The sequence below is a fragment of the Bradyrhizobium sp. BR2003 genome (genome assembly GCF_009720285.1).
Classification (GTDB): Bacteria; Pseudomonadota; Alphaproteobacteria; order Rhizobiales; family Xanthobacteraceae; genus Bradyrhizobium; species Bradyrhizobium elkanii.
The window spans coordinates 105,090-126,715 of sequence record NZ_SMYJ01000036.1 but is presented as its reverse complement, the minus strand read 5'-3'; the positions used below and the strand labels follow the sequence as shown (position 1 = coordinate 126,715).

The following is a 21,626-nucleotide window of genomic DNA, read 5'->3' as shown; positions in this document are numbered from 1 at the left end:
CTAATCCAGCCGAAATCTTCCGGCCCTTCGCCCCTCGGGGAATCTTTGCATGAACACGACCACCAACGCCAATCTGTTTTCCCGCCTGTTCGACGGCCTCGATGACCCCGGCCGGCTCGCAATCGAGCAGCTCGACGGCAGCCGCATCTCCTATGGCGATCTGATCGCGCGCGCAGGCCAGATGGCGAACGTGCTGGTTGAGCGCGGCGTCAAGCCCGGCGACCGCGTCGCGGCGCAGACCGAGAAATCGGTTTCGGCCCTGGTGCTGTATCTCGCCACCGTGCGCGCCGGCGGCGTTTATCTGCCGCTTAACACCGCCTATACGTTGAACGAGCTCGAATACTTCATCACCGATGCCGAGCCGGCGCTGGTGGTCTGCGATCCTTCCAAGCAGGACGGCATCAAGGCAATCGCCGCCAAGGTGGGCGCCAAGGTCGAGACACTCGATGCCAGCGGCAAAGGCTCGCTGACCGAAGCCGCCGACAAGGCGGCGAAGGAATTCGCCACGGTGCCGCGCGGCAACAATGATCTCGCCGCGATCCTCTACACGTCGGGCACCACCGGCCGCTCCAAGGGCGCGATGCTGTCGCACGACAATCTGGCCTCGAATTCGTACTCGCTGGTCGACTACTGGCGGTTCACCGACAAGGACGTGCTGATCCACGCGCTGCCGATCTATCACACCCACGGCCTGTTCGTGGCCAGCAACGTGACGCTGTTCGCGCGCGCCTCGATGATCTTCCTGCCGAAGTTCGATCCGGACGTGGTCATCAAGCTGATGGCGCGCGCCACCGTGATGATGGGCGTGCCGACCTTCTATACCCGCCTGCTGCAGAATCCCGGCCTGAACAAGGACGCCACCAGGCACATGCGGCTGTTCATTTCCGGCTCGGCGCCGCTGCTCGCCGACACCCACCGCGAATGGTCCGATCGCACCGGCCACGCCGTGCTCGAGCGCTACGGCATGACCGAGACCAACATGAACACGAGCAACCCCTATGACGGCGACCGCGTGCCCGGCGCGGTCGGCTTCGCGCTGCCCGGCGTCTCGGTCCGGGTCACTGATCCCGACACCGGCAAGGAGCTCGCGCGGGAGACCATCGGCATGATCGAGGTCAAGGGCCCGAACGTGTTCCAGGGCTACTGGCGCATGCCGGAGAAGACCAAGGCCGAATTCCGCGCCGACGGCTTCTTCATCACCGGCGACCTCGGCAAGATCGACGACAAGGGCTATGTCCACATCCTCGGCCGCGGCAAGGATCTCGTGATCTCCGGCGGCTTCAATGTCTATCCGAAGGAAATCGAGAGCGAGATCGACGCCATGCCCGGCGTGATCGAGTCAGCCGTAATCGGCGTGCCGCATGCCGATTTCGGCGAAGGCGTCACCGCCGTCCTGGTCTGCAGCAAGGGCGCCGATATCAGCGAGGCCTCGGTGCTGAAGGCGCTCGACGGGCGGCTGGCGAAATTCAAGATGCCCAAGCGCGTGTTCGTCGTCGACGAGCTGCCGCGCAACGCGATGGGCAAGGTGCAGAAGAACATTCTGCGGGATACGTACAAGGATATCTACGCGAAGTGATTCCGCTTCGTAGCCCGGATGGAGCGACGCGAAATCCGGGACAGCGCAGCAACCTGCAAGAACCCCGGATTGCGCTTCGCTGCATCCGGGCTACACTCCGCCCAACAGGCTGATCACGAACCGTCCGCCGACAATGAAGAGATAGGCCCCGAACGCCACCTCCAGCGCCCGCTTCGACAGCGCGTGCGCGACCTTGACGCCGAGCGGCGCGGTAACCAGCGTTGTCGGCATCACCAGCAGCGCACCGATCAGCGAGACGTAACCGAGCGCGAATGGCAGTTGCAGCGCGGCGACGTCGGGAAAGCGCGCGGCGGCGGGCCAGCCGGCATAGACGTAACCCAGCGCACCGGGGATCGAGATCAGCACCGCGAGCGCCGACGACGTCGCGACCGCCTGATGGATCGGCCGGCCGTAAAAGGTCATCAGCAAATTGGCGAACAGGCCGCCACCGATGCCCATCAGCGTCGACAACAGGCCGACGAAGAAGCCGTAGACACGCATCAGGAAACCCTTCGGCACATCGTCGCCGAATTTCCAGGTCTCGCGCGCCAACAACAATCGCGCGGCCGCCGACCACGCCACCACCACGAACACGATCTTGAACAGCCGCTCCGGCGCGAAGCGCGCGGTGACGCTGCCCGCGGCGACACCGATCACGATCGGCAGCCACCAGCGCTTCAGGATCGCCATATCGACCGCGCCGCGACGATAATGGGCGCGGAACGAGCTCAGCGAGGTCGGGATGATGATCGCGAGCGAGGTGCCGATGCACAGCGGCATCCGCACCTCGAGCGGGACGCCGGCGAGACGAAAGCATTCGTAGAACACCGGCACCAGGATCGCGCCGCCGCCGATGCCGAACAGACCGGCGAGAAAGCCGGACAGCGCGCCGACCGCGATCAGCAGCAGCGCAAGCTCGAGAAGTTCCTTGGGATCGAGGCCGGCCATCATGTCCTTCGCACCGTCAGGAGGCGCCCGCCCCGGTGCGGTCGGCCAAGCACAGCGCGACCAACGCTGCCACGGGAGCAGCGACCGCAATCAAGGCAAAGCGGAGGGGGATCGAGGACGTCGCGCTCTGCATCGGCAACGTCAGCACGTCGATTAACAGTCCGACGCAGGAGAAAACAAGCAGGATGGCCGGATTGTCGGCGCCGCCGCGGGCGGCACGTTTGCGCCGCTCGAGCGAATTCGGATGGATGGACGTTAAGGCCATGTCGAGCTCCTCAAATCGTGGAGCCGTCAGGCTAGACCCTTCTGAAAGACGGGGGTATTGCTACAAATAAGCAGGCTCTCTTGCGAATTACGGAAGGATCGAGCTTGGACCAGCTTGCGGCGATGGCGGCCTTTGTCCGCGCGGTTGAGAGCGGCAGCCTGTCGGCGGCGGCGCGCGCGCTGCCGAGCTCGCTGACCTCGGTGAGCCGGCAGATCAGCGCGCTCGAGGAGCATTTCGGCACCCGCCTGTTGCTGCGCACCACCCGCCAGCTCGCGCTGACCGATGACGGGCGCATTCTCTATGAGCGCGCGAAATCGATCCTCGGCGAGGTCAGGGAGATCGAGGCGGCGCTGTCGCGCGACCCGCATCAGCCATCGGGGCGGATCCGCGTCAGCTCACCGGGCCTGATCGGGCGGCTCGTGATCGCGCCGTTGCTGGTCGAGTTTCTGCGCCGTTATCCCGCGTTGTCCGTCGACCTCCTTCTGGTCGACCGCGCGGTCGACATGGTCGAGGAGGATATCCATCTGGCTATCCGCATCGGCCGCTTGCGCGACTCGCAGCTCGTGGCACGCAAGCTCACCGATCTGCAGATGATCGTGTGCGCGTCGCCGGACTATATGGTCCGGCGCGGCGCGCCGCGGACGCCGGACGATCTTGCCGGGCATGACTGCCTGGTGTTTTCCGATTCACCCGGCAGCGCCGAGTGGCGTTTTGCCGACGGCAGCAAGACGGGTCGCAAAATCCGCATATCCGGTCGGCTCTGGATGAATAGCCTCGACGCGCTGGTCAACGCGGCGCGGGAGGGCGCCGGCATCGTCCGCGTGCCTTCCTGGCAGGTGCAGTCCGAACTCGCCGACGGTCGCCTGACGCGCCTGCTGATCGACCACGAGCCGGCACCGACGCCGCTGCATCTGATGCTTCAGCCGTCACGTCTCGCATCGCCTAAGATCAGGGCATTTGTCGATTATCTGGTGGAACAGTGGGGTAAAATCGATGCCTTGCGGACCCCGTTTGCGGGCGGCTGAGCGCGCCAATCGATCCATGAACATATCGATTCATTATTTGGTTCGCTCGACCTTGTATTTAGTATACCACACTGCGGATCAACTAGAATTCGGCAAGTCTAACAATGAACTTCGGTTCGACCGAAGGCTATTTGGCCGTTGCGCGGGGTGATCCGACTCCGTAAATAGAACTCCTCCACCGCGTTCCCCGATGGGCCGGCCGCGGTCCCTCACAACATAAAGCCCGCCGATGACCGCCAGGATCGAACGACCGCTTTCACCCCATTTGCAGACCTACCGGTGGACGCTGACGATGGCGCTGTCCATCGTCCACCGCGCCACAGGTTTGGCTCTCTATTTCGGCACGTTACTGCTGGCCTGGTGGCTGATCGCCGCCGCCTCGGGCCCCTCGGCTTACGCGAACGTCCAGGCCTTCACCGGCAGCGCGATCGGCAAGCTGATCGTGTTCGGCTACACATGGGCGCTGATGCACCATCTGTGCAGCGGCATCCGGCATTTCGTCTGGGACCTCGGCTACGGTTTCAAGGCCAATGAGCGCGAGGCGCTGACGTGGGGCGCGCTGGTCGCCGGCATCGCGCTGACCGTGCTGATCTGGATTATCGCCTATGCCGTGGGAGGTGGACGATGAGCGGCCCCTCTTCGATGCGCACGCCGCTGGAGCGAGTCCGCGGCCTCGGCTCCGCGCACACCGGCACGGGCGATTTCTGGCGCCAGCGCCTCACCGCGGTCGCGATGACGCTGCTGATCGTTCCCGTGATCGTCGTGGTGATCACGCTGATCGGCCGCAATCATGCCGGCGCGGCACAGATCCTCGGCTCGATCCCGATCGCCATCATCCTGCTGCTCTTCATCATCGCCAGCACCTGGCACATGAAGATCGGCATGCAGGTCGTGATCGAGGACTACATCCACAACGAGAAGCTGAAGATCGCCAGCGTGATGGCGAACAACTTCTTCTGCGTCGCGGTCGCATTGGCCTCGATCTACGCAATCCTCAAATTGTCGTCGGGAGTTTGACCCATGGCCGGTGAAGGAAACGGCAAGGCCACCAACGGTGGTCCGGCCACGAACGGCAAGGCCTACCCGATCCAGGACCACACCTACGACGTCGTCGTGGTCGGCGCCGGCGGCGCCGGCCTACGCGCGGTGGTCGGCTGCTCGGAAGCCGGGCTGCGCACCGCCTGCATCACCAAGGTGTTCCCGACCCGCTCGCACACGGTGGCGGCGCAGGGCGGCATCTCGGCCTCGCTCGGCAACATGCACCAGGACGACTGGCGCTGGCACATGTACGACACCGTGAAGGGGTCGGACTGGCTCGGCGACCAGGATGCGATCGAGTACATGGTGCGCAACGCGCCCGACGCGGTCTACGAGCTCGAGCATTGGGGCGTTCCGTTCTCGCGCACCGAGGACGGCAAGATCTATCAGCGCCCGTTCGGCGGCATGACCATCGACTTCGGCAAGAGCCAGGCGCAGCGCACCTGCGCCGCCGCCGACCGCACCGGTCACGCCATGCTGCACACGATGTATGGCCAGTCGCTGCGCCACTCGGCCGAGTTCTTCATCGAGTTCTTCGCCATCGACCTGATCATGGACGATCAGGGCGTCTGCCGCGGCGTAATCGCACTCAAGCTCGATGACGGCACGCTGCACCGCTTCCGCGCCCAGACCACGATCCTGGCAACCGGCGGCTATGGCCGCGCCTACGCCTCCTGCACCTCGGCGCACACCTGCACCGGCGACGGCGGCGGCATGGTGCTGCGCGCCGGCCTGCCGCTGCAGGACATGGAATTCGTCCAGTTCCACCCGACTGGCATCTACGGCTCGGGCTGTCTCGTCACCGAGGGCGCCCGCGGCGAAGGCGGCTATCTCGTCAACTCCGAGGGCGAGCGCTTCATGGAGCGCTATGCGCCGTCGGCCAAGGACCTCGCCTCGCGCGACGTCGTCTCGCGCGCAATGACGATCGAGATCCGCGAAGGCCGCGGCGTCGGCAAAAAGAAGGACCACATCTTCCTGCACCTCGATCACCTCGATCCGAAGGTGCTGCATGAGCGGCTGCCGGGCATCTCCGAATCGGCGAAGATCTTCGCCAATGTCGACGTCACCCGCGAGCCGATCCCGATCGTGCCGACTGTGCACTACAACATGGGAGGCATCGCCACCAACTATCACGCCGAGGTGCTGACCAAGCGCAATGGCGACGACAATTCGGTGGTGCCGGGCCTGATGGCGATCGGCGAAGCGGCCTGCGTTTCGGTGCACGGCGCCAACCGTCTCGGCTCCAACTCGCTGATCGACCTCGTGGTGTTCGGCCGTGCCGCGGCGCTGCGCCTTGCCGACAAGCTGACCGCGAACGCCAAGCAGCCGGAGCTGCCGAAGGATTCCGCCGACCTCGCGCTCGGCCGGCTCGATCATTTCCGCCATGCCTCCGGCGGCACGCCGACCGCGAAGCTGCGCGACAGCATGCAGCATGTGATGCAGAACAATTGCGCGGTGTTCCGCACCGGCGACGTGCTGCAGGAAGGCCAGAACCTGATCCACAAGGTCTATGGCGGCGTCGGCGACATCTCGGTATCGGACCGCTCGCTGGTGTGGAATTCCGACCTGGTCGAGACGCTGGAATTCGACAATCTGATCGTGCAGGCGGTCGTGACGATGGATTCGGCGGCGAACCGCACCGAAAGCCGCGGCGCGCATGCGCGCGAGGATTTCCCGGACCGCGACGACAAGAACTGGATGAAGCACACGCTGACCTGGATCGATCCGGCCGGCAAGACCGCGATCGAGTACCGTCCGGTGCACAGCTACACGATGACCAATGACGTGCAGTACATCCCGCCGAAGGCGCGGGTCTACTGAGAACGAAGGCGAGCAAGCATGGTTGAATTCGCACTTCCGAAGAATTCGAAGATTTCCGGCGGCAAGACCTGGCCGAAGCCGGCCGGCGCCACCGAGACGCGCGAATTTCGGGTGTATCGCTGGAACCCGGACGACGGCAAGAATCCGAGCGTCGACACCTATTATGTCGACACCAATGATTGCGGTCCGATGGTGCTGGACGGTCTGATCTGGATCAAGAACCACATCGACCCGACGCTGACCTTCCGCCGCTCCTGCCGCGAAGGCGTCTGCGGCTCCTGCGCGATGAACATCGACGGCCAGAACACCCTGGCCTGCACCAAGTCGATGCACGACGTCGGCGCCGGCGGCGCGGTGAAGGTCAATCCGCTGCCGCACCAGCCGGTGGTGAAGGACCTGGTCCCGGACCTGACCAATTTCTACGCCCAATATGCCTCGATCGAGCCGTGGCTGAAGACCACGACGCCGACGCCGCAGAAGGAGTGGAGGCAGAGCCACGAGGACCGCGAGAAGCTCGACGGCCTCTACGAGTGCATCCTGTGTGCCTGCTGCTCGACCTCGTGCCCGAGCTACTGGTGGAACAGCGAACGCTTCCTCGGCCCCGCCGCGCTGCTGCAGGCCACCCGCTGGGTCACCGACTCCCGCGACGAAGCGACCGGCGAGCGGCTCGACAATCTCGAGGACCCGTTCCGCCTCTATCGCTGCCACACCATCATGAACTGCGCCAAGGCGTGCCCGAAGGGCCTCAATCCCTCCGAAGCGATCGCCGAGCTCAAGTTCAAGCTGGTCGAACGCCAGATCTGATCCGGCACGGCCGCGGCTGGCGCGTCGTCAGCGCCCGGCCGCAGCAGGCCTGATCAGGATATCGGCGCCGACCGCATCGACGCCGGGTCGATCGAGATCGAGCACGACGTCGACGATGCTGTGATCGGCCGGATCCATCGTCACGGTGAAGCCGAGATCGCGGCACATCCCGATCATCGTGGTGTTCTCGGTCAGCACCTGGCCGGACAGACGCTTCAAGCCCTCCGACCGCGCATAGTGGATCAGGAGCTGCATCAGCGCCCAGCCGAGGCCTTTGCCCTTGAGGTCGGACTGCAGCAGGATCGCGTATTCGGCATTCTCGTACAGCGAATCCGAGTGCAGCCGGACCGCACCCATCATCTCGCCGGTGTTCGGATCGAGCGCCACAAACGCCATTGCGCGCGCATAGTCGAGCTGGGTCAGGCGCGCGATGAAGGCGTGCGAGAATTCCTTCATCGCATGGAAGAAGCGCAGCCTGAGGTCTTCGGCCGTGACGCGCTTGAAGAAATCGCTGACCATCGGCTCGTCCTCCGGTCGCATCGGACGCACCGTGACACGCGAGCCGTCGCGCAGCGCAAGCTCGCCCTCCCATTGCGACGGATAGGGCCGCACGGCGAGCCGGGTGTGGCCGGCGAACAGCCGGGTGGGTTTGCGGATCGCGACCCGCGCATCGAGCGCGAGCACGCCGCTGTCGTCCGCCAGCATCGGATTGATGTCGAGCTCGGCGACCTCGGGAATGTCGGCCGCCATCTGTGCCAGCTTGACGAGGGTGAGCGGCACCACATCGGTCGGGACCGCCGGCACGTCGCCATAGCCGCCGAGCAGCCGCGAGACGCGGGTGCGTCCGATCAGCTCGCGGGCGAGATTCATGTCGAGCGGCGGCAGTGCCAGCGCCTTGTCGTTGATCACCTCGACCGCGGGGCCGCCACGCCCGAACACGATCACCGGACCGAAGGTCGGATCGTCGGCGATGCCGAGGATCAGTTCGCGCGCCGCGCGCCGCACGATCATCGGCTGGATCGTCACGCCTTGCAGGATGGCATCGGGCCGGGCACTCCGTGCCCGCGCCATGACCGTCCGTGCAGCTTCAACGACGCTGTCTTTCGTGCGCAGGTCGAGGATCACGCCGCCGACGTCGGCGGCGTGCCGGATGTCGCGCGAGAACACCCTGACCACGATCGCATGTTCCTCGGCGAGGAACGGCGCCGCCTTCGCGGCGGCGTCCTCTGCGGTCTCGGCGACGAGCGTCGTCACGATCGGAATATGATAGGCCGCGAACAGCGCGACGATCTCGGCCGGATCGAGCCAGGCGCGCCCTTCCGACAACGCCTTCACGACGACGTGCCGCGCCGCCGCCGTCTTCGGCGTGAACACCGATGCGACGCCCGGCGGGGTTGCGGCGAGCGCGGTCGAGGCCTCGCGATAGCGCACCAGATACATGAAGGCGCGCACCGCATCGTCCTCGGTCGGGAAATGCGGAATCCGCGCCGCCTCGAAGATCGCGCCGGTGCGTTCGTCGGCGCCGACCCAGGCCGCAAGCACCAGCGCGGCGACCGCACTCCGCTTCGTCCTGCGGTCGCGCACGCATTGCGCCACCGCCTCGGCAATCCCCTGGGCCGGCGCCACCGCGGTTTCCACATTCGCGACCAGCACCGCGTCGCTGTTGGCATCATCGAGCAGTGCGTTGAGCGCCACCACGTAGCGGTCGGCATCGGCATCGCCCGCGATGTCGACCGGATTGGCGCAGGACCAGCCCGGCGGCAGCACCTTGTCGAGCCGCGCGATGGTCTCCGCCGTCAGTGTCGCGGGAACGCCGCCGAGCTCCGCCAGCCGGTCGGTCGCGAGGATGCCGAGCCCGCCGCCATTTGTCAGGATCGCCAGCCGGTTGCCGCGCGGAACGAAGCCGCGGCCGAGCAGCTCGGCGCAATCGAACAGCTGGCGCAGGTCGTAGACGCGCAGCATGCCGGCGCGGCGGAATGCGGCGTCGTAGACCGCATCGGAGCCGGCCAGCGCGCCGGTGTGGGTTGCGGCAGCCTTCGCGCCCTGCGCCATCCGTCCCGACTTGACGATGACGACCGGCTTCAGCCGCGCCGCGGCGCGCGCCGCCGACATGAACTTGCGCGCGTCCTTGACGGCTTCGAGATAGATCAGGATCGCGCTGGTGTGGTCGTCGAGCGCGAAATAATCCAGGAGGTCGGCGACGTCGACATCGAGCTGGTCGCCGATCGACGCGATGCCGGAGAAGCCGAGCCGCCGTTCCGCCGCCCACTCGATCATCGCCGACGCGACCGCGCCGGACTGCGAGATCAGGGCGACATGGCCGTCCGACGGCTGATGCGAGGCGAAGCTCGCATTCAGCTTGGCGCGCGGCATCATGACACCGAAGCAATTCGGCCCGATCAGCCGCATGCCATGCCGTCGCGCCGTCTGGCCCGCGGTCTCCGCGAGCGAGCCCGGGCCATGGCCGAGGCCGGCCGACAGGATCGCCGCACCGGCAACGCCGGCCGAAGCCGCCTCCGCGACGATCTCCGGAACCGCCGCCGCCCGTGCGCTGATGACGACGAGATCCGGAACGAATGGCAGCGACTTCAGGTCGGGAACGGTCGGCGCGCCATCGACGTCGGCATAGTTCCGATTGACCACGCCGACGCGGCCGGCGAAGCCGCTCGCTCTGATGTTCCTGAGTACCGCCGCGCCGAGCGACGACGGACGCGGGCTGCCGCCGACGATTGCGATGCTTCGAGGCGAAAATAGCCGCTCCAGGCCGTACGTCGACATTGCAGGGTCTCGCAGGGAACACGCGGAGGCGCCCGCTTCACGCGCCCTCGACCAACTCTACTGCTTCGCTTGGCTGCATGCACCTATCGCAGTTTCGAGTCAGGATGATGAACCGTGTTGCCGATCAATGCAGGCCGAGCGCCTGTGCCAGGTTGAAGGTCAGGAAGCTCGCGACATAGGCCAGCGCGAGCATGTAGATGAACGTCACCACCATCCACTTCGCGCCGCCGGTCTCGCGGCGGATCACCGCGAGCGTCGAGGCGCATTGCGGGGCGAAGATGTACCAGACCAGCAGCGACAGCGCGGTCGCCAGCGTCCATTTCTGCGCCAGCACCTGGCCGATCTGGTCCGCCGCCTCCTTGCCGCCCTCGATCGAATAGACGGTGCCGAGCGCCGCGACCGCGACCTCGCGCGCCGCCATGCCCGGGATCAGCGCCACCGCGATCTGCCAGTTGAAACCGATGGGCCGCAGCAGCGGCTCGAGCGCATGGCCGATCATGGCGGCAAAGCTGTAATTGATCGCCGGCCCCTCGGCGCCGGCCGGCGCCTGCGGGAACGAGGCCAGGAACCAGATCAGCACCATCATCGAGAGGATCGTGGTGCCGGCCCGGTACAGGAACATTTTTGCGCGGGTGAACACGCCGATGGCGATGCTGCGCAATCGCGGCATCTTGTAGTCGGGCAATTCCAGCATGAACGGCGCCGGCGCGTGATCACGCCATAGGAAGAACTTTGCGATCGCCGAGACCGTCAGCGCGCTGGTGATGCCGGCGGCATAGAGGCCGAACATCACGAGCCCCTGCAGATTGACGAAGCCCCACAGCGTGGTCGCCGGAACGAAGGCGGAGATGATCAGCGTGTAGACCGGAATGCGGGCCGAGCAGGTCATCAGCGGCGCGATCAGGATCGTGGTCAGGCGGTCGCGGCGGTTGTCGATGACGCGCGTCGCCATGATGCCGGGAATGGCGCAGGCAAAGCTCGACAGCAGCGGAATGAAGGCGCGGCCATGCAGCCCTGCGCCGCCCATGATGCGGTCCATCAGGAACGCGGCGCGCGCCATGTAGCCGAAATCTTCCAAGAGCAGGATGAACAGGAAGATGATGATGATCTGCGGCAGGAACACGATCACGCTGCCGACGCCGGAGATCACGCCGTTCTGCAGGAAGCTCTGCAACAGGCTCCAGCTTTCGGGCAGCACGTCGTGGATCAGCTGCCCGAGCGCGGCGAAGCTCTCCGAGAGAAATTCCATCGCCGGCTGCGCCCAGGTGAACACCGCCTGGAACATCACGAACAGGATCACGGCCAGGATCACGAGACCCCAGACCGGATGCAGCACGACCGAATCGATCCGGTTGGTCAGCGTGTCGGGCTTGGTCGGCAGCGTCACCGCCGCGGCGATGATGCGGTCCGCCTCGCGCTGCGCCGCCTTGAGGTCGGCGATCGTCGGCGTCGTCCACTCGCTGGCCGCCGCCTCATGCGACTTGGCCAGGAATTCGTCGGTCCGCTTCAGGAGCTCGTCGATGCCGCCCTTGCGGACCGCGACCGAGGTCACGATCGGCAGGCCGAGCTCCTGCGACATCCGGTCGATGTCGATCGTGACACCGCGGCGCCTCGCGATATCGATCATGTTGAGCACCAGCATCATCGGCCGGCCGACGCGCTTCAGCTCGAGCACCAGCCGCAAGGTCAGCCGCAGATTGGTGGCGTCCGCGACGCAGAGCACGAGATCGGGCACCGCCTCGCCGTCGAATCGGCCCAGCACGATGTCGCGGGTGATCTCCTCGTCCGGGCTGCGACCGCGCAATGAATAGGTGCCGGGCAGATCGAGCACGGTCACGCTGCGGCCCTCCGGCGTGACGAAGCCGCCGGACTTGCGCTCGACGGTGACGCCCGGGTAGTTGGCGACCTTCTGACGGCTGCCGGTCAGGCTGTTGAACAGCGACGTCTTGCCGGTGTTCGGCGCGCCGACCAGCGCCAGGCGCAGGGATGCAGTGGTCATTCGACGATCACAGCCATGGCTTCGCTCCGGCGCAGCGCGATCGTGATGTTGTCGACGCGCACCGCGATCGGGTCCTTTCGGATCGTGCCTTCATGCAGGATTTCCACGCGCGCGCCCTCGACAAATCCCATCTCGACCAGGCGCTGCTCCAGCTCCTGCGGAGAGAGCGATGAGCCCGTCACGAGCGCATCGAGCCTGATGATCTTGCCGACAAAACCGCGATCAGCATGTCCGAGCCGGACGTCCTGCAAATTATCCCGGGAGCTATTTGGATCGCCTGTCATGCGGCCTGTTTTTCAGCAGGTAGTCACAGGGTCAAGCGTTTGCCCGTGAGAGGTTTTAGAACTCCTAAAAACAGCGCCCGGAAGCGTCATCCGGAGGCGATTTTCCGCTTGACTGCCGGCGAGGCGCTAACGAGGTCGTGATGCCCCCGTGCCGCAGCCGCCCTGCGCGGCCCCGGACGTGAGCCAGGTCCGAATTGATCGATCCGGGTTGGCCTCCGGTAACCTTGACAGATCGCGGAATGGCGAACGAGCGTCCGCGCCACGCCCGGCGGCGCCGTTTCGCTTCCTCCCGCGCAACGGTTTGCGTTATGGTTCGCGCGGAGCCGGAGCGCCCGTGCAGACCGCACAACGCAATTCGCTGAGACTGCTGCAATGGATGATGGCCGCCGCGCTGGCCCTTCCGCTGGCGCTGTTCGTTTTTGCCTCCGCAATGTCCTGGATCTCGACCAGCGAGGCCGCCGACCAGGAGATCCAGCGCACCCTCGATGTCGCCCATGAGCATGCGCTGAAGGTGTTCGAGACCATCGATCGAGGCCTCGCCGAGGTCACCGAGGTCGTCCGCGGCATGGGCGATGCCGAGATCGGCGCACGCGAGAAGAGCCTGCACGAGCGGCTGCGCCAGGTCGCCGTGGCGCTTCCCCAGGTGAAATCGGTCTGGGTGTTCGACGCCAACGGCCGTGCCCTCGTCAACAGCCTGGTGCAGCCGGCCCCCGACGTCGACTTCTCGGACCGGGATTACTTCCGGATTCATGCCCAGGGCGACATCGGTACCTATATCGGCGAGGTGCTGACGCCGCGGCCGCCCTATCAGGGCTCGCGGTTCTTCAGCGTCGGCCGGCGCCGCAACGGCGACGACGGCAGCTTCGCCGGCGTGATCCAGGTCTCCGTGCTTCCGGAATATTTCGAAAATTTCTACGCCAGGATCGGCCGCGAGCCCGGCAGCTTCCTGGCGCTGATCCGGACCGATGGCGCCGTGCTGGCGCACTTCCCTGCCGTCAACCGCGACGTCCGGTTCGAGCCGAGCGGACCGCTCGGGCGGCAGATCGTCGCCAATCCCGAGGCCGGGACGATGACGATCCATTCCCCGGCCGACGGTATCGAGCGGCGCATGCGCTACCAGCGGCTGGCGGGATACCCGGTCTATGTCAGCGCCGGCCTTGAAACCTCGGCGATCCAGTCGCGCTGGATGTCGACCATGGCCCAGCACCTGATCTTCGGGATCCCGGCCACCGCCCTGCTGTTCGGCCTGCTCGCGCTCGCCTTCCGGCGAACCCAGCGCCTGCAGGAGGAGGCCCTCCGGCGCATCGAAGCCGAAGAGGCGTTGCGGCACGGCCAGCGGCTCGAGGCGCTTGGGCAGCTCACCGGCGGCGTCGCGCACGACTTCAACAACCTGCTCACCGTGATCCGCGCGTCGGTCGACATGTTGCGGCGGCCGGACCTGCCGGAGCCGCGGCGGCAGCGCTACATCGATGCGATCTCCAACACCGTGAACCGTGCCGCCAAGCTGACCAACCAGCTGCTTGCGTTCGCGCGGCGGCAAACCCTCAAGCCCGAGGTGTTCGACGCCTGCCAGAATGTCCGCACCCTGAGCGAGATGATCGCAACCCTGATCGGCGCGCGCATCGAGATCACGGCGCAGGTGCCGGACGAGACCTGCTTCGTCAACGCCGATGCCGGCCAGTTCGAGACCGCCATCATCAACATGGCGGTGAACGCGCGCGATGCCATGGACGGCGTCGGCCGGCTCACGATCGCGGTCCGCGCCGTGGACAGGCTGCCGTCCGCGACCAGCACGCCGTCAAACTCGCCCGGCCACGTCGCGGTGTCGGTGACCGACACCGGCGTCGGAATTCCGCAGGAGCTGTTCGGCCGCATCTTCGAGCCGTTTTACACCACCAAGGAGGTCGGTCACGGCACCGGCCTCGGCCTGTCCCAGGTGTTCGGCTTCGCCAAGCAGTCCGGCGGCGAGGTGACCGTCACCAGCGAAGTCGGCAAGGGTGCGACATTCACGCTGTATCTGCCGCGCGTCGTCGGACAGCATGGCGCGCGAGCGCAGCGCACCGAGGACGCACCCGCGATCGATCGGACCGGCGCATCGGTCCTGATCGTCGAGGACAATGCCGAGGTCGGAAAGTTTGCCGCCGACACGCTGACCCAGCTCGGCTGCACCTGCGTGCTGGTGGACAACGCCACCCACGCGCTGGAGGAGCTGGCCGTCGACGCTGACCGGTTCGACCTGGTATTCACCGATGTCGTGATGCCCGGCATGAGCGGCATCGAGCTCGCGGAAGAGATCCGCCGGCAGCGGCTCGATCTGCCGATCGTGCTCGCCTCCGGTTACAGCCAGGTGCTGTCGCAGCAGGGCAGCGGCGGCTTTGAGCTGCTGCAGAAGCCGTATTCGGCCGAGCAGCTCGCGCGCGTGCTGCACAAGGCGACGCGCTCGCGCCGGCTGAGGCGCGATCAGGCGCCGGCGGAGTGAGGTAGTTGCGCCGCACATCTCAAGCACGCTGTCGTCCTGGCGAAGACCAGGATCCATACGCCGCGGCGGATGTTGTGACGGGGACTCGTCATTGCAGCACTCGCGACTGACCGCCGGAACCTGGGCGGAACCGGGTAATTTGTCTGGCGTTATCGTGCCATGGGCAAGGCTGAGGCAAAAACCCAATCGTCGGTCGGGCCGTCGTCGGCCAAGACTGCATCGTCTCGGAAAGCGAGCGCAAAGGCGGCCGATCAAGAGCGCAAGGATTCCGCAGCAAGCGAAGCGGACGACAAATCGGAATTTGTCGAGGTCATCGCCGAGAACGGCGACCATGTCGAACCGCCGCCGCCGGAAATCGTCGAACCCGATCCCGAGCTGTCGGCCGAAGAGGCCGAACAGGCGCGCAAGGACTATTTGCTGACGCGGTTCTGGATCAGCGCGCGCGGCTATTGGGGCCGAAGCGGCGACCGGCTGGCATGGCTGTTCACGATCGGCCTGCTTCTGCTGATCGTCGCCAATGTCGCCGTTCAGTACGGCATCAATGTCTGGAATCGCGCGATCTTCGATGCGATCGAAAAGCGTGACGCAGCCAGTGTCTTCCACCTGACCGCCATCTTCTTTCCGCTCGCGATCGGCAGCGTGCTGCTGGGCGTTGCCCAGGTGTTCGGCCGCATGGGCATCCAGCGGCGCTGGCGCGCCTGGCTGACCAACGCCGTCGTCTCGCGCTGGCTGACGAACGGCCGCTACTACCAGCTCAACCTGGTCGACGGCGATCACAAGAATCCGGAGTACCGGATCGCGGAGGATCTGCGGATCGCGACCGATTCTCCGGTCGACTTCATCGCCGGCGTGACGTCGGCGCTGCTCTCGGCTGTCACCTTCATCGTCGTGCTCTGGACCATCGGCGGCGCGCTGACGGTGACGCTCGGCGGCTCGTCGATCAGCATCCCGGGCTTCCTGGTCATTGCCGCGATCATCTATGCGGCGATCGCGTCGGGCTCGATCACGGCGATCGGCCGCAGCTTCGTGCAAATCTCCGAGGACAAGAACCAGGCGGAAGCGGAATTCCGCTACGTCCTGACCCGCGTGCGCGAGAATGGCGAAAGCATCGCGCTGCTCGGCGGCGAAACCGAGGAGCGCGACGGCATCGACAAGACGTTCTCGAACGTGTTGCGGCAATGGGCACGGCTCGCCGGGCAGCACATGCGCACGACGCTGGTGTCGCAGGGATCGAATCTCATTGCGCCAGTGGTACCCTTGCTGCTGTGCGCGCCGAAATTCCTCGACGGTAGCATGTCGCTCGGTCAGGTGATGCAGGCGGCCTCGGCCTTCACCATCGTGCAGACCGCGTTCGGCTGGCTGGTCGACAACTATCCGCGGCTCGCCGACTGGAACGCCTGCGCACGGCGCATCGCCTCGCTGATGATGTCGCTTGACGGGCTCGAACGCGCCGAGACCGGCGACGGCTTCGGCCGCATCGAGCGCGGCGAGACCGAGGGCGAGGCCATGCTGAGCCTCAACGATCTCTCCGTCACGCTGGACGACGGCACCGCCGTGGTCGGCGAGACCGAGGTGGTGATCGAACCGGGCGAGCGGCTTTTGGTCGCCGGCGAATCCGGCACCGGCAAGAGCACGCTGGTGCGCGCCATCGCCGGCCTGTGGCCATGGGGCGGCGGCAGTGTCGGCCTGCACCCGGACCGCCGACTGTTCATGCTGCCGCAAAAGCCCTACGTACCCTCGGGCACGCTGCGGCGCGCGGTGGCCTATCCCGGCGCGGCGGAAGACTGGAACGTCGATGAGATCAGCCGTGCCCTCCACGAGGTCGGCCTCGACCATCTCAAGGACAAGATCGAGGAGGACGCGCCGTGGGACCAGACCCTGTCCGGCGGCGAGAAACAGCGGCTCGCCTTTGCCCGCCTGTTGCTGCACGCGCCCGACATCGTCGTGCTTGACGAGGCGACGTCCGCGCTCGACGAGAAGAGCCAGGACAAGATGATGGAAATGGTGACGACGGAACTGCCGAAAGCGACCATCGTCAGCGTCGCCCATCGCGTCGAGCTCGAAGCGTTCCATAGCCGCAAGATCGTGCTGGAGCGCCGCAAGGGCGGCGCCAAACTGGTCAGCGACGTCGATCTGATCCCGCGCAAGGGCAAGCGAAGGCTGCTCGGCCGCTTCCTGCGGCAACGGCAGGCAGCGGGCAAGGCGGCGTAACGGGCGTTGGCGCTGCCGTCAAAACCGGCTATGCATGCCGCGCTTTTGACGAGGCCATGCGTGATCCCCAGCAACGACATATCGCCGGCGCCGTTCGGCGCCTTCGCGCCCAATGCGGCGCAGGCCGCCATCATCCGCCTGGCGCATGGCTCAGGACTGAAGCGCGGCGCGTTCCGGCCCTGGCTGTCGAAGCTGGTCAATCTGTTCGGCGCGGGTCCGCTGGACGTGACCTACCAGGGCGCATCGTTCCGCTTCTATCATCAGCAAGGCGCGACCGAGCGCGGCGCGCTGTTCAATCCCGATTACAACCTTGAAGAACTCGCCTTCCTGCGGGCGCATCTCGGCGCGGATGGCACCTTCGTCGATCTCGGCGCCAATGTCGGCACCTATGCGCTGGCGCTGGCGCGCGATGTCGGGCCCGGTGGCAAGGTGATCGCGATCGAGCCGCATCCCGTCACGCATGCGCGGCTCAAATTCAACACCGAGGCCTCCGGCTTTCCGCAAGTGCGCCTGGTTGCGGCGGCCGCTGGCCCGACCGATGGCGAACTGATGATCGAGACCGACGGCGACAATCTCGGCGCCAGCCACATCGTCACGGGCACGCCGACGGGCAAGGCGTTCAAGGTGCCCTCGCTGCGGCTGCAACGCATCCTCGACGAGGCCGGCGCGAGCAAGGTTGACGCGCTGAAGATCGACGTCGAAGGTTTCGAGGACCGCGTGCTGATCGGCTTCTTCCGCGACGCGCCGCAGTCACTGTGGCCCGGCGCGGTGGTGATCGAGCATCTGTCGAAGGACGAATGGACCGACGACTGCATTGCGGACATGCACGCGCGCGGTTACGTCGAGCAGGGCCGGACGCGGAGCAACACGCTGCTGGTGCGGAGCTGAGAAGTAACTACGTCAGAGAGCTGCTCCCTCTCCCGCTTGCGGGGGAGGGCCGGGGTGGGTCCACGAGTCATATTGTGGCAAAGAGCCCCCACCCGGATTGCATCTTCGATGCAATCCGACCTCTCCCCGCAAGCGGGAGAGGTGAAAAGAGTCTGCGAATGTATCATACAACAAGGGAGGCTCGCGATGATCGACCATATCGGCTTTTCCGTCTCCGACTATCAACGCGCGAAGGCATTCTACCAGGCGGCGCTGGCGCCGCTCGGCTACGGCCTGATCATGGAAGTGCCTGCTGATGTGACCGGGCACGCGCCCGCCGCGGGCTTCGGCGCCGACGGCAAGCCGGACTTCTGGATCGGCGGCGAAGGCGCGATGAACAAGCCGGTGCATATCGCCATCACGGCCAGGGACCACGCCACCGTCGACGCCTTCTACAAGGCCGCGATGGCGGCCGGCGGCCGCGACAACGGCGCGCCCGGCATTCGCGCGCATTATCACCCGAACTATTACGCCGCATTCGTGTTCGATCCCGACGGCCACAATATCGAGGCAGTCTGCCACACGCCCGGGTGAAACATCGGAACGCCGCGGCGCGCGATCCGTTGTCGCTGCGAACTTCGATGGAGCGATTGATGCGCGCGACGCGACCTGGCATCGGCGACAGCCGCGAGGCCTCGATATGATGCCGATCGAGCCCCCCGAGATTCCGCCGACGACGCCGGGCACCCCGAGCGAACCGCCGCCGGGAATACCACCCGGCAATCCGCGCCCCGAGATTCCAGAGCCGGTGCGCGAACCCGGCGAACCGCCGCGACCGGACGAGTTGCCCGGCAAGACACCTGACGAATCACCGGTGCGCGGACCGCCTGGACCGTCCGGCCCGCCGCCTGCGACAGATCGACTCGCCGGCCGGCAAGTCGCTCTTGCGCCCAAGTTCCACGTCGATTGCAAATGTGTCGGAGCGTTTCTTCTGAACGCGCGGTGAACAATCGCGCATGCAACCCGTTATAATGTCGAAATAAACTTCGCCGATGATCCGTGGCTCGCCACAATCCGGCCTAACGGCTGACGGTTCATCGTCCTGCCGAATTGTTCGGCTCTCAGTTTTCTTTCCTGCCCAGACTTTCCGCCGGGGACTCCTAGACAATGACAAAGCTTCGTCTCGTGCTGCTTGCCACGACTGCGCTGACGGTGATGCAATTCGCCGCCTCAGCGTCGCACGCCCAAACTTCGCCTCTGGTCGTCGCACAGGCGCAGCAAAAGGAAGAAACCGGACCTGACGGAAAGCCGAAGGCGCGGCCAGCGCCCGGCGCGCCGGGTGCTCCTGCACGTCCGGCACCGCCGGCCGCAGCGCCGCATCCGCAGGCGCCACCTCCCGCTGCGGCGCCCGCACATCCTGCTCCGCCGCCGGCCGCAGCACCCGCGAAGCCGACCCCGCCTGCAGCACCGGCGCGGCCCGAGCCGCCCGCCGCTGCACCGGCAAAGCCGACCCCGCCTCCGGCAGCCGCGCCGCATCTGGCGCCGCCGCCGGCTCCCGCACGGCCCGAGCCGCCTGCCGCGCGCCCGACGACGCCTCCGCCGGCGGCTGCGCCTGCACATCCCACACCGCCACCGCCCGCGGCCGCACCCGCGAAGCCATCGCCGGCCCCGGCACGGCCGGAGCCGCCCGCGGCGGCACCTGCGAAGCCAACCCCGCCGCCGCCGGCGGCCGCCCCCGCACATCCAACGCCGACCCCACCGCCGCCGGCCGCAGCACCGCAGCGCCCCGGCACGCCGCCGCCCGGCGCAGGTCCCGCGCACACGCCTCCGACGCCGACCCCCGGCGCGACACCGAATGCCGCGCCGGCAGCACGCCCCGGCACCCCGCCCACAGCGGCAACGCCGACACCGACGCCCGCCACGCCGGGCGCTCCGACAACGGCGCCGGCCGAACGCCGTCCTGGTGATCGTCCGGGTGGCGAACGCGGTGAACGTCCTGGCGGCGCCAAGCAACCGCCGGGCACGCCGCCCGCGGCGACGTCAACGCCCGCGCCTTCGGCAACGACAACGCCGCCGGCAGCAGGGGCACGACCGGGCACGCCGCCCGCCGCGACAGCTCCCGGCGCAACACCGACGCCGACGCCTCCGGCAGCCGGCGCACAGCCCGCGCGGCCGGGCACCCCGCCTGCCGCAACAACGCCTCCGGCACCCGGCGCGACGCCGACGCCACCGGCGCCAGGTCAGCAGGGACGTCCGGCGACACCGCCCGGAACGCCGGCGACCCCGGGCGCAGCGATGGGTGCGCCCGGCGCGGCCCCGGCTCCGGGTCAGCCGGCAGCACGTCCGGGCGTCGCGCCCGGCGTATCGCCGGCCCAGGGCGCCGCGATGGGCGCGCCGGCACCATCGGTCGTCCCCGGCTCGGCTGCTGCAACGCCGCCTCCCGGCCGTGCGCAATACGCGCCGCCGACGGTTGCGCCCGCCTTCCGGGCCGCGCCTGCCGTCGCAGCACCGCTGCCGCCGCCGCCGCGGCATGACAACATCAAGCCGCTCGCGATCGGCGCCGCGGTCGGTGCCGGCGTGGTCGCCGGCGCCATCATCGGCGGCAGCATCGCCGACCTGCACAGCCAGCGGCAGGAGGTGGTCGAAGGCGGCCGCACCATCTACACCGAACCGGACCGCGTCATCATCCGCGACCCGGGCGGCCAGGCCTATGTGCGCGGCGACGACGTCTATCGTTTCCGCTATGGCGCGCGTGACATCCGCACCGAGACGGTCGGCGGCGAAACCCGCACCGTGGTGGTTCGTCCTGACGGCAGCGAGATCATCACGGTGGTCGGCTCCGACGGCCAGATGTTGCGCCGGATCCGCAGGGATACTGGCGGACGCGAGGTCGTCATCATCGACAACAGCTATCGCGATCCGCGGGCGGTCGGCGGCTTCTATGTCGACGTGCCGCCGCCGGTGGTCAACATTCCCTACGATCGCTACATCGTCGACGCTCAGGACGCGTCGCCCGACGTGATCTACGAGACCATGGAGGCACCGCCGGTGCAGCGGATCGATCGGCGCTACTCGCTCGACGAGATCCGCTACAGTCCCAATGTCCGCATGCAGATGCCGAGCATCGACGTCAACACGATCAACTTCGACTCCGGATCGTGGACCATCCCGCCGGATCAGGCGGCGAGGCTACAGGTGATCGCCGACGGCCTCAACCGGGCCATCCAGCGCAACCCGCGCGAGGTGTTCCTGATCGAGGGCCATACGGACGCGACCGGCAACGACACCGACAATCTGTCGCTGTCGGACCGCCGTGCGCAATCCGCGGCCGAGCTGCTGACGCAGCAATTCGGCGTGCCGGCGGAGAACCTGACCTCGCAGGGTTACGGCTCGCAATATCTGAAGGAGCAGACCGACGGACCGAGCCGCATCAACCGGCGCGTCACCGTCCGCCGCATCACCCCGCTGCTCAACGGCGGCACCGCCTCCGCCGCCCCGCCGCGCTGAGCGGCGCGACATCACGATACGAAA

Annotated in this window: 16 protein-coding genes and 1 pseudogene; 12 read left to right on the top strand and 5 right to left on the bottom strand. The window is 66.9% G+C overall.

Annotated features, from left to right (window positions below; translation table 11 throughout):
• Positions 1-49 precede the first annotated feature (49 nt).
• Positions 50-1,576 carry a malonate--CoA ligase gene (locus E2I15_RS31410; protein WP_137483295.1) on the top strand — a complete coding sequence of 509 codons (1,527 nt, stop codon included), beginning with the start codon at positions 50-52 and terminating at the stop codon, positions 1,574-1,576.
• Positions 1,577-1,666: 90 nt separating this feature from the next.
• Here E2I15_RS31410 and E2I15_RS31405 read toward each other — a convergent pair whose 3' ends face one another.
• Together E2I15_RS31405 and E2I15_RS31400 are read right to left on the bottom strand one after the other, a co-directional pair.
• Positions 1,667-2,527 (bottom strand): sulfite exporter TauE/SafE family protein, encoded by an 861-nt coding sequence (locus tag E2I15_RS31405; protein WP_137483296.1) that lies wholly within the window; start codon positions 2,525-2,527, stop codon positions 1,667-1,669.
• Between the two features lie 13 nt (positions 2,528-2,540).
• Positions 2,541-2,789, bottom strand: a complete 249-nt coding sequence (locus E2I15_RS31400; RefSeq protein ID WP_137483297.1) for a hypothetical protein — start codon at positions 2,787-2,789, stop codon at positions 2,541-2,543.
• 122 nt (positions 2,790-2,911) lie between these two features.
• Here E2I15_RS31400 and E2I15_RS31395 point away from each other — a divergent pair, with 122 nt between their 5' ends.
• From E2I15_RS31395 to E2I15_RS31375, 5 genes are all read left to right on the top strand, one after another.
• Positions 2,912-3,814, top strand: coding sequence for a LysR family transcriptional regulator (locus E2I15_RS31395; protein ID WP_246668411.1), 903 nt, complete (start codon positions 2,912-2,914; stop codon positions 3,812-3,814).
• 229 nt (positions 3,815-4,043) lie between these two features.
• On the top strand, positions 4,044-4,442 hold the full coding sequence (gene sdhC / locus E2I15_RS31390; protein WP_028340868.1) for a succinate dehydrogenase, cytochrome b556 subunit: 399 nt from the start codon (positions 4,044-4,046) through the stop codon (positions 4,440-4,442).
• Positions 4,443-4,456: 14 nt separating this feature from the next.
• The gene (gene sdhD / locus E2I15_RS31385; RefSeq protein WP_085964893.1) at positions 4,457-4,831 is read left to right on the top strand and encodes a succinate dehydrogenase, hydrophobic membrane anchor protein; all 375 of its coding nucleotides are present in this window, start codon (positions 4,457-4,459) and stop codon (positions 4,829-4,831) included.
• Between the two features lie 3 nt (positions 4,832-4,834).
• Positions 4,835-6,673: a succinate dehydrogenase flavoprotein subunit gene (gene sdhA / locus E2I15_RS31380; protein WP_137483299.1), complete on the top strand. Its 1,839-nt coding sequence runs from the start codon at positions 4,835-4,837 to the stop codon at positions 6,671-6,673.
• An 18-nt stretch (positions 6,674-6,691) separates the two neighbouring features.
• On the top strand, positions 6,692-7,477 hold the full coding sequence (locus E2I15_RS31375; RefSeq protein WP_106326696.1) for a succinate dehydrogenase iron-sulfur subunit: 786 nt from the start codon (positions 6,692-6,694) through the stop codon (positions 7,475-7,477).
• Positions 7,478-7,504: 27 nt separating this feature from the next.
• Here the strand turns inward: E2I15_RS31375 and E2I15_RS31370 are convergent, their stop codons facing one another.
• The 3 genes from E2I15_RS31370 to E2I15_RS31360 form a co-directional block, all read right to left on the bottom strand.
• Positions 7,505-10,255 (bottom strand): bifunctional acetate--CoA ligase family protein/GNAT family N-acetyltransferase, encoded by a 2,751-nt coding sequence (locus tag E2I15_RS31370; protein WP_137483300.1) that lies wholly within the window; start codon positions 10,253-10,255, stop codon positions 7,505-7,507.
• Positions 10,256-10,379: 124 nt separating this feature from the next.
• A complete protein-coding gene (feoB, locus tag E2I15_RS31365) occupies positions 10,380-12,254 on the bottom strand; it encodes a ferrous iron transporter B (protein WP_137483301.1) in 1,875 nt (624 codons plus the stop codon).
• Positions 12,251-12,538 carry a FeoA family protein gene (locus tag E2I15_RS31360; RefSeq protein ID WP_026192088.1) on the bottom strand — a complete coding sequence of 96 codons (288 nt, stop codon included), beginning with the start codon at positions 12,536-12,538 and terminating at the stop codon, positions 12,251-12,253. Before E2I15_RS31360 ends, feoB begins: the two co-directional genes overlap by 4 nt.
• 334 nt (positions 12,539-12,872) lie before the next feature.
• Here E2I15_RS31360 and E2I15_RS31355 point away from each other — a divergent pair, with 334 nt between their 5' ends.
• From E2I15_RS31355 to E2I15_RS31330, 6 genes and pseudogenes are all read left to right on the top strand, one after another.
• Positions 12,873-15,017 (top strand): hybrid sensor histidine kinase/response regulator family protein, encoded by a 2,145-nt coding sequence (locus tag E2I15_RS31355; protein WP_137483302.1) that lies wholly within the window; start codon positions 12,873-12,875, stop codon positions 15,015-15,017.
• Positions 15,018-15,176: 159 nt separating this feature from the next.
• Complete coding sequence (locus E2I15_RS31350; protein WP_155262666.1) at positions 15,177-17,228, top strand: ABC transporter ATP-binding protein/permease; 2,052 nt, start codon at positions 15,177-15,179, stop codon at positions 17,226-17,228.
• Between the two features lie 30 nt (positions 17,229-17,258).
• Positions 17,259-18,116, top strand: coding sequence for an FkbM family methyltransferase (locus tag E2I15_RS31345; RefSeq protein WP_137483303.1), 858 nt, complete (start codon positions 17,259-17,261; stop codon positions 18,114-18,116).
• Between the two features lie 186 nt (positions 18,117-18,302).
• Complete coding sequence (locus tag E2I15_RS31340; protein ID WP_137483304.1) at positions 18,303-18,689, top strand: VOC family protein; 387 nt, start codon at positions 18,303-18,305, stop codon at positions 18,687-18,689.
• 109 nt (positions 18,690-18,798) lie between these two features.
• Positions 18,799-19,014 (top strand): annotated as a pseudogene (locus tag E2I15_RS39385) (hypothetical protein); the annotation flags it as partial.
• A gap of 248 nt (positions 19,015-19,262) precedes the next feature.
• The gene (locus E2I15_RS31330; protein ID WP_155262665.1) at positions 19,263-21,602 is read left to right on the top strand and encodes an OmpA family protein; all 2,340 of its coding nucleotides are present in this window, start codon (positions 19,263-19,265) and stop codon (positions 21,600-21,602) included.
• Positions 21,603-21,626 lie beyond the last annotated feature (24 nt).

Bases quoted from the DNA above. Each gene is read 5' to 3' on its own strand.
- E2I15_RS31410 (WP_137483295.1), top strand. From the start codon at position 50: ATGAACACGACCACCAACGCCAATCTGTTTTCCCGCCTGTTCGACGGC.
- E2I15_RS31405 (WP_137483296.1), bottom strand. From the start codon at position 2,527: ATGATGGCCGGCCTCGATCCCAAGGAACTTCTCGAGCTTGCGCTGCTG.
- E2I15_RS31400 (WP_137483297.1), bottom strand. From the start codon at position 2,789: ATGGCCTTAACGTCCATCCATCCGAATTCGCTCGAGCGGCGCAAACGT.
- E2I15_RS31395 (WP_246668411.1), top strand. From the start codon at position 2,912: ATGGCGGCCTTTGTCCGCGCGGTTGAGAGCGGCAGCCTGTCGGCGGCG.
- sdhC (WP_028340868.1), top strand. From the start codon at position 4,044: ATGACCGCCAGGATCGAACGACCGCTTTCACCCCATTTGCAGACCTAC.
- sdhD (WP_085964893.1), top strand. From the start codon at position 4,457: ATGCGCACGCCGCTGGAGCGAGTCCGCGGCCTCGGCTCCGCGCACACC.
- sdhA (WP_137483299.1), top strand. From the start codon at position 4,835: ATGGCCGGTGAAGGAAACGGCAAGGCCACCAACGGTGGTCCGGCCACG.
- E2I15_RS31375 (WP_106326696.1), top strand. From the start codon at position 6,692: ATGGTTGAATTCGCACTTCCGAAGAATTCGAAGATTTCCGGCGGCAAG.
- E2I15_RS31370 (WP_137483300.1), bottom strand. From the start codon at position 10,255: ATGTCGACGTACGGCCTGGAGCGGCTATTTTCGCCTCGAAGCATCGCA.
- feoB (WP_137483301.1), bottom strand. From the start codon at position 12,254: ATGACCACTGCATCCCTGCGCCTGGCGCTGGTCGGCGCGCCGAACACC.
- E2I15_RS31360 (WP_026192088.1), bottom strand. From the start codon at position 12,538: ATGACAGGCGATCCAAATAGCTCCCGGGATAATTTGCAGGACGTCCGG.
- E2I15_RS31350 (WP_155262666.1), top strand. From the start codon at position 15,177: ATGGGCAAGGCTGAGGCAAAAACCCAATCGTCGGTCGGGCCGTCGTCG.
- E2I15_RS31345 (WP_137483303.1), top strand. From the start codon at position 17,259: ATGCATGCCGCGCTTTTGACGAGGCCATGCGTGATCCCCAGCAACGAC.
- E2I15_RS31340 (WP_137483304.1), top strand. From the start codon at position 18,303: ATGATCGACCATATCGGCTTTTCCGTCTCCGACTATCAACGCGCGAAG.
- E2I15_RS31330 (WP_155262665.1), top strand. From the start codon at position 19,263: ATGACAAAGCTTCGTCTCGTGCTGCTTGCCACGACTGCGCTGACGGTG.